Source organism: Sphingomonas sp. IC081 (assembly GCF_006874585.1).
In the GTDB taxonomy this organism is placed as follows: domain Bacteria; phylum Pseudomonadota; class Alphaproteobacteria; order Sphingomonadales; family Sphingomonadaceae; genus Novosphingobium.
In genome coordinates, this window is sequence record NZ_CP029762.1 from 324,422 (window position 1) to 334,421 (window position 10,000).

Consider the following 10,000-nt stretch of genomic DNA (forward strand, 5'->3'; position numbering starts at 1 on the left):
AGGTTCCGGCACCCCAAGGTCGGCTGCGCACAAGGGGCCATCCGACGGGATGGAACGATGGCGCGGAGCCCGCGAAAGCCTTACCCCGGCTTTCGCGGGCTCTTTCTCGTGTTGCCTCCTGCGATCTGCCGCCGCATAGGCGGGCCGTGGAGCGAGATCAGTCTACCGAGAACAATCGCCGAGAGATCCTGAGGATCGCGACGGCGAACTTTGCCGACAAGGGCTTTGCGGGTGCGCGCGTGGACGAGATCGCCGCCGCCACGGCCACCTCGAAGCGGATGATCTATTACCATTTCGGCAGCAAGGAGGGCCTCTACCGCGCCGTCATGCGCGAGGCCTATCGCGGCATCCGCTCCGCCGAACTTGATGCCGGGCTGGAGGATATGTGCCCGGTCGCCGCGCTGGAGCGATTGACGGCGCTGACGTTCGACTATCACTTCCATCACCCCGAACTGGTGCGGCTGGTGATGGACGAGAACATGCGCCACGGCCCGCATGTCGGCGCGGTGGATGAGGCGAAGAACGACCTCGTGCTGCCGCGCACGCAAGCGCTGATCGATCGCGGCGTCGCCGAAGGCAGCTTCCGCGCGGGGCTGGATCCGGTGGACTTGCATATGACGATCAGCGCGCTGGCGTTCTACTTCGTGTCCAACCGCTACACCTTCCGCGCCCTGTTCGACGTGGATCTCACGAGTGAGGCGGTGGCGGAGCGCCGCAAGGCACAAGTGGTGGAAACCGTGCGGCGCTACTGCCTCGCGCTGTGAACGGGCGCGAGGCTTATTTTCAAAACGTCATCCGCACCTGGAAGCCCAGTGCCAGTGCATTCGGCGTCGAGCGGAAGCTGAACGCGCCCGGCTCGACAATGTACTGCACGTCGGGCCGGATTAGCAGCCAGCGATTGGCCTGGAACCCGTAGCTCAGTTCGATGGCTGTCTCCCCGGCGGGCAGCGAGGCGTAGCTGCCGGGGATCGGGGCGGTGTCGACGTGGAGACGGCGCAGGCGGGGGTCCACCACGGCGTGGGTCACGCCAAGGCCGATGCTGTCGGCATCGCGGCCCTTGAAGGTGCCGGTCTTGACCAGACCGCCGGCGTACCAGCGGGTAATCTGCCCAGAGACTTGCGGATTTGCGGTGAACTGGCCGAACAGCGACAGCCCGCGGTTACCGGTGCCCTCGCGCCAGATCATCTGGTCGGCAAGGATGTAGAATCCGTGGCGCCCCGTAACGGTGCCGCCGCCGCCCTGCTTGGTCACGCGCGAGGTGTCGTAATAGAAGCCGATCTTGTAGTGGCCCGGGAGTACCCGGCTGCCCTTCCTCACGCCGGGGTCGTATTCGACTTCGACGGGCAGCACGACGCCGATGGTGCCGCCCGCGAAGGGATCCCAGGCATTGTCCTCGTCGTTGAGGCGCGGATTCACCTGGTAGACGCCGGTGCGCAGGATCACGTCATGGCGCAGCTTGTAGCGCACCGCTGCGCCCCAGCGCGCATTGGGATAGTTGTACCAGCCGCTGTCGCCTGACATGGACAGGGGATGCGCGCAGAAGGCGGCGTTCACGAAAGTGCAGCCGATCGGCATGCCGCCCAGATCGTTGCCCATCGCGAAATAGCCGAGCCGCAGATTGAGCTTGCCGCCCATCAGGTTCTGCTCCCAGCTCGCCTCGGTGAGGCGGGCGTAGTAGCCGCCGGCAGCCTCCTGAATGGGCAGGCGGTTGCCCACGAAGTCGGACGAGATGCCGACGCCGCGCCGGTCGTTGAAGGTCACGTGGACGATGCCGCCCTCGATCCCGGCAATGCGGTCCATGTCGAAGTCGGCACCGAGGCGCACCTGATGGACGTAGCTGGTGCCGCGTCGCTGTCCGCCATCGACCGCCGAGAAGGTCTCAGACACGTAATCGCCCCGGACCGTCACGCCTGCGTGCTTGAGCGAGGTGCGCAGTCCGCCCCAGTCGCCGGTCAATGTGTCTCGGCCGTTGGCAGGTGGGGCGGCGGGCTGGGTGGTCGCTGCAGGCACGGCGACAATTGGCGCCGAGACCGGCGCGGGCTGTTCCTCGCCCGCTTCGGTTTCTTCGGCGCGAACTGCGGTTGCCGTGAAGGGCTGGGCCAAGGCGAGACCGCCGGCGGCGAGCGTGAGAGTGTGGATACGCTGGGCCAAGGCCCCCTCCTTCCCGCGGCCTTCACCGGCGCGGGTCTACTTGATGTGGAACAGGATGTCCGGGGACGGAGTTGGGAATCCGCCCCCGGACCGGTCACCGGACCGGCGTGATGGAGGCTCCGGGAGCCTTCACTTCAGCGCGTAAGCGATCACGTAGTCGCCGCGGTCGGGCGACTGGCGCGCGCCGCCGGCGGTGATCACCACGTACTGCTTGCCGGTCTTGGGCGACTTGTAGCTCATCGGGCCGCCCTGGCTGCCGACCGGCAGGCGGGCCTTCCAGACTTCCTTGCCGTTCGCCGCGTTGAAGGCGCGCAGGTAATAGTCCTGCGTGCCGGCGATGAAGACGAGGCCGCCCTGCGTCGCCAGCGTGCCGCCCAGCGTCGGCATGCCGATCGGGATCGGCAGGCCCATCTTGATGCCCATCGGGCCGGTGTCGCGCACGGTGCCGACCGGGACCTGCCATTTGATCTGGCGGGTCGTCATGTCGATCGCGGTGAGCGTGCCGAACGGCGGGGCCTGACAGGGAATGCCAAGCGCCGAGAGGAAGCGGTCCTTCACCACCGAATAGGGCGTGCCTTTCAGCGGAACGCTGCCCATGCCGGTGTTGATCGCTTCACCGGCCGCGCCGGACTTGCCCTGCTGGGCCTTGGTCTGCGGGAACATCTGCACCCATAGGCCGAGGCGCATGTCGTTGGCGAAGATCGTGTTGGTGGTGGGATCGATCGAGAGACCGCCCCAGTTCATGCCGCCCAGCGATCCCGGGAAGCTCAGCGACTTGTCGGTGCCGGGCGCGGTGTAGAGCCCTTCGTAACGCATGCCCTTGAAGGCGATGCGGCACATCAGCTGGTCGAACGGCGTGGCGCCCCACATGTCGGCCTCGGTCAGCTTGCCGGCGCCGATCTGCGGCATGCCGACGGACTTGGGCTGGGTGAGGGCATAGGGCTCGTGCGGGATGTTCGCGGCCTTGACCTTGACGTTCGCCACTTCGGTCAGCGGCTTGCCGGTCTGGCGGTCGAGCACATAGAGCTGGCCGGCCTTGGTGCCGAAGACCAGCGCGGGCACGCTCTTGCCGTCCTTCCGATAATCGAGGAAGGTCGGCTGCATCGGCAGGTCGAAGTCCCAAAGGTCGTTGTGGACCGTCTGGAAGTGCCACTTTTCCTTACCCGTGGTCGCATCGAGCGCGAGCATCGAGGCGCCGTACTTGTGGTCGAGCGAGGTGCGCGGCACGCCGTAAAGGTCGACCGAGGAACTGCCCACCGGCATGAAGACGGTGTTGGACGCCGGATCATAGGACATCGCCGACCAGACGTTGGGGGTCGAGCGGGTATAGGTCTGGCCGGGGGCAGGCATGCCGGTGATCGCCGGGTTGCCCGGATCGAAGGCCCAGCGCAGCTTGCCGGTGACGACGTCGAAGCCGCGCATCACGCCGCCGGGCATGTCGGTCTGCACGTTGTCGGCCACGCGGCCGCCGACGACCACGGTGGTTCCGGCAAGCGTCGGTGCGGACGTCAGCTGGTACTGCGGATCGGGCGCATTGCCGAGGCCGGCCTTGAGGTCCACGCGGCCGCCATTGCCGAAGTCCGCGCAGAACTTGCCGGTATCGGCGTCGAGCGCGATGAGTTCGGCATTGATGGTGTTCATCAGGATGCGGCGCTGGCACGGCGCGCCTTGGGGCACGGTGACGGCGGTGACCGGTGTGGAGCCGGGCATGGCGGGCTGCTGGATCGGCGCCCTGGCATCGAAATAGGCCAGGCCCCGGCAGCGGTTCCACACCGAGGCGCGTGCGTCGATCCGCGCCTTCCACTTCTCGCGGCCGGTATCGGCATCGAGCGCGATGACATTGTTGTGCGGGGTGCAGATGTAGACAGTGTCGCCCACCTGCAGCGGGGTGTCCTGATCCTCCGCGCCGTTACCGTCGCTGATTGCCACGTCGCCGGTGCGGTAGGTCCAGGCGACCTTGAGCTTGCTCACATTGTCGCGGGTGATCTGGTCGAGCGCCACGAAGCGACTGCCTCCCGGCGTGTTGCCGTAGGCCTGCCAGTTCTGCTGTGCATGGGCGGGATCGACCGGCACCAGCGCGCCTTCGGTGCCCGTGAAGGGAACCGTGGGATGCGGTACGAACATGCCTGCAAAGCCGGCGGCGGAGCCGAGCCCGACCACGGCAGCGACGGCCAGAGCGGGCTTCCAGTTGGGAGCGAGCCCTTCGGCGCGGCGCAGCAGGGGATAGGAGAGCGCAACGACGGTGCCGCCGACTCCGATTGCCAGCAGGCGCGAGATCAGCGGCCAGAAGGTGAGTCCGACTTCCCACAGCGACCACAGGACGGTGCCGAGGAACACTGCGCCGAACAGCAGTGCACCGGCGCGCTTGCGACGGATGAGCAGGAGGCCCGAGGCCAGCAGGACGAGGCCGGCGATCAGGAAGTAGAAGCTGCCGCCCAGGCTGACCAGCTTGGCGCCGCCCAGGGTGAAGAAAAGACCGGCGGCAACGATCACGCCGCCGAGCAGCCAGAGCCAGGCCCTGGTGGCTATTCCGGCGCGGGCTGGGCCTGAGCCCGGTGTACTGACATGCTTGTGTGTGCCTGACATGCGGCACCTCCTCATGTTTCTATGTACGTGCAGGAAGGTGCCGCCAATCGGGGGGTGACGGCAAGCCTGCATCGAATGATACGAAATAACGAGAGCGGTCATGCCGTCATCGAACGTGTGTACCAATTAGTACACAACGGTTACGGGCACAAGTTTAGCTGGAAAATCAAACCTAACAGATTGATATAGATCAATATTGTTGGCGTCCTGGCAGGCTGGTCCCGCGAGTCGGCGGGGTGCCCTGGCAGGCGTGGAAACGGTTTTGCAATCGCATGTGTTGCTATTGCGAATTGGTTGCATTAACTGCCTCATCGGTGCGACGGATTCGATGTGGCCCGAAGGAGGCCGCACGGTAGCCGCGCCGGGTTGCAAAAATCGGGGTTTGGGCCCCGTCGATGGGGCACGATCGAGTTGGCGCGCAGGGTACTGTTTCAAATCCACTGGTTCCTCGGCATCACCGCGGGTCTTGTCCTTGCGGTGATGGGGATCACCGGCGCGACGCTGAGTTTCGAGAACGAGATCATGCGGGCGCTGAGCCCCGGCGTTGTCCGGCTTGCGCCGGATGGCCGCGTGGCCCTGTCGCCGCAGGCGGTGCTGGCGCGGGTGCAGGCGCAGCGTCCCGGCGAGCGGGTGGAGCGGTTCACGGTCGTGGCGGATGCCGGCAGCGCCTGGGAAGTCCGCTTCGCTGCGCTCGAAAAGGGCAAGCGGGGCGAACGCGCCCGCGTCGATCCGCGCGATGGCCGCCTGCTCGGCAAGGCGAACGGTGAGGGCTTTTTCCAGACGGTCGAGAATATCCACCGTTGGCTGGCCTTGCCCGAGGGGCCGCGCGGGATCGGGCGCCAGATCACCGGGTTCGCCGCTATCTCGCTGCTGTTCTTTGCGCTTTCGGGTATCTATCTGCGCTGGCCGCGCCGTGCGCTCGACTGGAGGGCGTGGCTGGTGCTCGACTGGCGCAAGAGCGGGCGCAATCTCTACCGCGCGCTGCACGTCGTGATCGGAACGTGGGTGGCACTGGCCTACCTGCTGTCCGCGCTGACGGGTCTATGGTGGTCCTACGAATGGTACCGGGAGGGCGCGCAATATGTGTTGACCGGCAAGGTGCCGGAGGGCGGCCACGAAGGCAGGCAGCCAGCCGGTGAGATCGAAGGCGAAACGGCGCCTGCCACGACTTCACTGGCGCGCGCCTGGCCGACATTGATGACGGCGACCGGCGGGCGGTTCGATGCGGTCCAGGTTACAATGCCCGAGACTGGATCGGAGGGGCGTTTCCGGGTGCTTCTGCCCGGCGCGCGGCACGATCGGATGACCGACGACTACAGCATCGACCTTGCCGCCGGTCATGTGCTCAAGGTTGAACGCTATGCCGACAAGCCGCTCGGCACTGTTGTCGCCACCAGCATGTACGAGGTGCATCGCGGCGCGATATTCGGCCTGCCCGGACGTATCGTCATCCTGATCACAAGCCTGACGATGCCGTTGTTCACGGTGACCGGACTGCTGCTCTATTTCGCCCGCCGCCGTCGCAAGCGCGCGGTACAGGCGGAAGCCACCGCCGATGTTGAGGGCACAAACGCCACGACACTGGTCGCCTATGCCAGCCAGACCGGCGGCGCGGAGCGCCTTGCGCGGCAGACCGCGGCGGCCCTCGGCGGGGCAAGACTGGTGCCGCTGGCCTCGCTCGACGAGGGGCAACTGGCCGGCGCGGAGCGCGCGCTCTTTGTCGTGAGCACCTATGGCGAGGGCGAGCCGCCGGACACCGTGCGCCGCTTTGCCCGTCAGACCATGGCGGCGCCGCCAAGCGTGGCGCATCTCGACTATGCCGTACTGGCGCTGGGCGACCGCGAATATGCCGAGTTCTGCGCGTTCGGCCATAAGGTTGACGGCTGGCTGCGCTCGGGCGGCGCGACGCCGCTGTTCGAGACGATTGAAGTCGATGGCGAGGATCCTGCCGCGCATGGCCGCTGGCAGCACAACCTTGCCCTTCTTGGCGCCAAGGATACCGGGGCCTGGGCTGGCGAGACGGACCGTCCCTGGCGCCTGGTCGAACGCGAATTGCTCAACCCGGGCTCGGCAGGCGGGCCGGTCTACCGGGTGGCGCTGGAGCCTGCAGACGGCAAGGTGGCTGATTGGCGGGCGGGCGACATCGCCGAAGTGCTTCCCGGGGGAGCGGTGGAGGGTGCGCCGGTCAGCCACCGCGAGTATTCGATCGCTTCGATTCCCGCCGATGGCCGCATCGAATTCATCGTTCGTCAGGTCACTCGCAGCGACGGCACGCTCGGGCATGGTTCGGGATGGCTGACGGTCCATGCCGGGATCGGCAGCACGACCGCGATGCGGCTGCGTTCGAACAGCGGTTTTCATACCCCGCGAGAGCCTCGCCCGTTGATCCTGATCGGCAACGGCACCGGTATCGCCGGCCTTCGCAGCCACTTGCGACAGGCAGCCTGTAGCGGGCAGGGCGGCCACTGGCTTCTGCTTGGTGAGCGAAACCGGGCCCATGACGCGCTGCTCGCCGATGAACTTGCAGGCTGGCTGGCGGACGGCACCCTGACCCGGCTCGACCGCGCCTGGTCGCGGGATGCCGATTGCGGGCGCTACGTGCAGGACTTGGTTGCCGATGCCGCGCCGGACATCGCCGAATGGGTGGACCGGGGCGCGGCCATTCTCGTGTGCGGCAGCCTGCAGGGCATGGCCCCGGCGGTCGATGCTGCCCTGCGCATGGCACTTGGCGAGGACCGCCTCGACGGCATGGCCGAAGCGGGCCTCTACCTCCGCGACATCTACTGATCGCCTTCGGGTTCTCGCCCGCAGTCTCCTATGTGTTTTTGAGGACTTCCTCCGATGCTTTCCCCCCGTTTCGTCTCGCACCTGCCCTTTATCCTGCCTGCGCTCGGCATGAGCGGGCTCATGCCCGCCCATGCCGAGGAAGCGGCCGAAATCGGCGGCGGCAACGAGGGGGAGACGATCGTCGTCACCGCCCGCGCGCAGACACTCTACCGCGTCACCGAAACCGAAGTGGGCAAGATCGCCGCCGATCCACTGGATGTGCCGCAATCGGTGCAGGTCATCAATTCGGACATGATCGAGGACCAGGGCGCGCGCGACATCCGCGATCTCTATCGCAACGTGCCGGGTGTGAGTGCCAACAACTACGCAACCGTCACATATCGCGGTTTCAGCCAGGACGTGACGTATTATGACGGGCTGCGCGGTGACCCGTTCCAGACCTTCTCGGTCCCCCAACTCTTCACCATCGACCGCGTCGAGTTCCTCAAGGGGCCGGCGGGCATGCTCTATGGTGCCGGTTCGCCGGGCGGCACGATCAACTACGTGACCAAGAAGCCCTCCGACCAGTTCGCCGCAAACATGCGCGCCATCGTCGGCGGGCGCAATCGTTATGGCGGCTCGTTCGACGTGACCGGTCCGCTCGACAAGGACGGTGTGCTATCGGGCCGCGCCGGCCTGTTCTACGAGGATTACGACAGTTACCGGGCCCACGCGAGCAGCCGCACGCTGGTGGCCGATGCCGGGCTCACCGCCAGGATTTCAGACGACACCAAGCTGACGGTGCAGATGACCGACTACGATCAGGACCTGCCGGGCAACCGGTTGCGCGGAATCCCGATCGATGCCGATGGCAACTTCCTCACCTACCGCAGCTGGAATCACAACGATCCGGGTGATTTCATCCGCTACAATGGCCTCGTCACGCAGGCGCGGCTCGACAGCAAGCTGTCCGATGCGATCTCGTTCAATGTCGCCGGGCGCTGGTTCCGCTACAACGAGGATCAGGAATACCACGAGCCGGTAGCCCTGCGCGACACCGATGGCGACGGTGTCTACGACACGGTCACGCGCGAGTTCCGCAAGCAGCACCGCCATGTCGAAGGGTTGTCGCTGGGCGCCAACCTGATCGGCAAGTTTGTCACAGGGCCATTGGAGCATACCGTGCTGCTTGGCGGGGACTGGTACCGCGAGGATTCGACCGGCCAGAACTACGCCACCCGCAACGTCCCGGCGCTCTCGCTGATCGATCCCGATTACAGCGATTCCTCCAAGCCCGATCTTTCGGGCGTCACACCGTCCTACACCGATGCGCGTGCGCTGCGCCGCGGCGTCTACCTGCAGGAACAGCTGGGCATCGGCGAGCATGTCATCCTTGTCGGCGGCGTACGTCGCGACTGGTTCGATGACAACGACTATATTGCTGGCGACAATGCCAGTTCGGCGGCCACTACCTGGCGGACGGGCGCGATCTACAAACCGCGCAAGGACGTGTCGTTCTATGTAAGCTGGTCGCAGGCTTTCGAACCCCAAGACGTGTCAGACCAGTCACCGCTCGCCGGCGGCCCGTTCGCTCCTGAAACCGGCAACCAGATAGAGGCCGGCGTAAAGACCGATCTGCTCAACGGACGCATCCAGACGACCCTGGCGGCCTATCGCATCGTTCGCCGCAACGTGCTGCAGATCGACGACAGCCAGGACGCCGTGAACGGAGTGGACCAGTTGGCTCCGATCGGCGAGGTGACCAGCAAGGGCGTCGAAGCCACGGTAACCGCGGACGTCACCCGTGACTGGGTCGTTTCGCTGAACTATGCGTATAATGACACCCGCATTACCGGGACTGCCGAAGGCCAGTCGATCGACAATTCGGTGGGAGATCGTTTCCCCAACACGCCGCACCATCAGGCCGGTTTCTGGACGCGTTACCAGGTGCAGGCGATCGAGACGGCATTTGCCTTTGGGGGGCAGTACGTTTCCGATCAGATCGATCGCTCGGGCGACAGGCTGAAGCCTTTCACGGTGTTCGACGCTACGGTCTCGCACGATTTCGGCTTTGCCGAGGTCAAGTTCCGGATCGAGAACATCTTCGACAAGTATTACGCGGTATCCGGCTTCACCGGCGCCAAGGGGGCCTACCTCGGCAATGCGCGGAGCTGGTTCGTGGAGTTCCGGCGCAGGTTCTGAGCGCTGGAACCGGTCAGGAGGCGCTGTCGCCGCTGTCGGCCGCCGCGATTTCGGTGCGGGCGTCGCTGCCCTGGGGATAGATGAACCCGAAGACCGGGTTCACGCGCGAACCCAGCGCCCGCGAAGGGGCATACCAGACACGAACCTCGCTCCAGTCTCCTGCGGTAGAGACGTCTTCGGCCAGAGCGCCATGTTCGATCATGCCGGGTGAAGACCAGTTGGCATGGTCGAGCAGGATGTGGCGCCCGTCGACGACTTTCTGCACGACGGCAACATGGCCGAGCGGCATCGCCGA

6 protein-coding genes (1 of these 6 only partly in view) are annotated in these 10,000 nt (G+C 65.9%); 3 read left to right on the forward strand and 3 right to left on the reverse strand.

Annotation, left to right across the window (positions count from 1 at the left end):
* The first annotated feature begins 146 nt into the window (after window positions 1–146).
* A complete protein-coding gene (locus DM450_RS19810) occupies window positions 147–764 on the forward strand; it encodes a TetR/AcrR family transcriptional regulator (protein WP_142638455.1) in 618 nt (205 codons plus the stop codon).
* 19 nt (window positions 765–783) lie between these two features.
* Here DM450_RS19810 and DM450_RS19815 read toward each other — a convergent pair whose 3' ends face one another.
* Both DM450_RS19815 and DM450_RS19820 read right to left on the reverse strand, forming a co-directional pair.
* The gene (locus DM450_RS19815; RefSeq protein ID WP_142638457.1) at window positions 784–2,151 is read right to left on the reverse strand and encodes a carbohydrate porin; all 1,368 of its coding nucleotides are present in this window, start codon (window positions 2,149–2,151) and stop codon (window positions 784–786) included.
* A gap of 129 nt (window positions 2,152–2,280) precedes the next feature.
* Window positions 2,281–4,737 (reverse strand): glucose/quinate/shikimate family membrane-bound PQQ-dependent dehydrogenase, encoded by a 2,457-nt coding sequence (locus DM450_RS19820; protein WP_142638459.1) that lies wholly within the window; start codon window positions 4,735–4,737, stop codon window positions 2,281–2,283.
* Window positions 4,738–5,148: 411 nt separating this feature from the next.
* Between DM450_RS19820 and DM450_RS19825 the strand changes: the two genes are divergently transcribed.
* Window positions 5,149–7,524: a PepSY domain-containing protein gene (locus tag DM450_RS19825; protein WP_142638461.1), complete on the forward strand. Its 2,376-nt coding sequence runs from the start codon at window positions 5,149–5,151 to the stop codon at window positions 7,522–7,524.
* Window positions 7,525–7,578: 54 nt separating this feature from the next.
* Window positions 7,579–9,705, forward strand: a complete 2,127-nt coding sequence (locus tag DM450_RS19830) for a TonB-dependent siderophore receptor (protein ID WP_260610603.1) — start codon at window positions 7,579–7,581, stop codon at window positions 9,703–9,705.
* Between the two features lie 13 nt (window positions 9,706–9,718).
* Here the strand turns inward: DM450_RS19830 and DM450_RS19835 are convergent, their stop codons facing one another.
* Window positions 9,719–10,000, reverse strand: partial view of a CHAP domain-containing protein gene (locus tag DM450_RS19835; RefSeq protein ID WP_260610604.1) — the 3' portion only. The gene runs 153 nt beyond the window's last position; only the last 282 of its 435 coding nucleotides appear in the window; the start codon falls outside the window, past its right edge; its stop codon occupies window positions 9,719–9,721.

Excerpts from the sequence above, each read along its gene's own strand:
- DM450_RS19820 (WP_142638459.1), bottom strand. The coding sequence starts at position 4,737 with ATGTCAGGCACACACAAGCATGTCAGTACACCGGGCTCAGGCCCAGCC.
- DM450_RS19830 (WP_260610603.1), top strand. The coding sequence starts at position 7,579 with ATGCTTTCCCCCCGTTTCGTCTCGCACCTGCCCTTTATCCTGCCTGCG.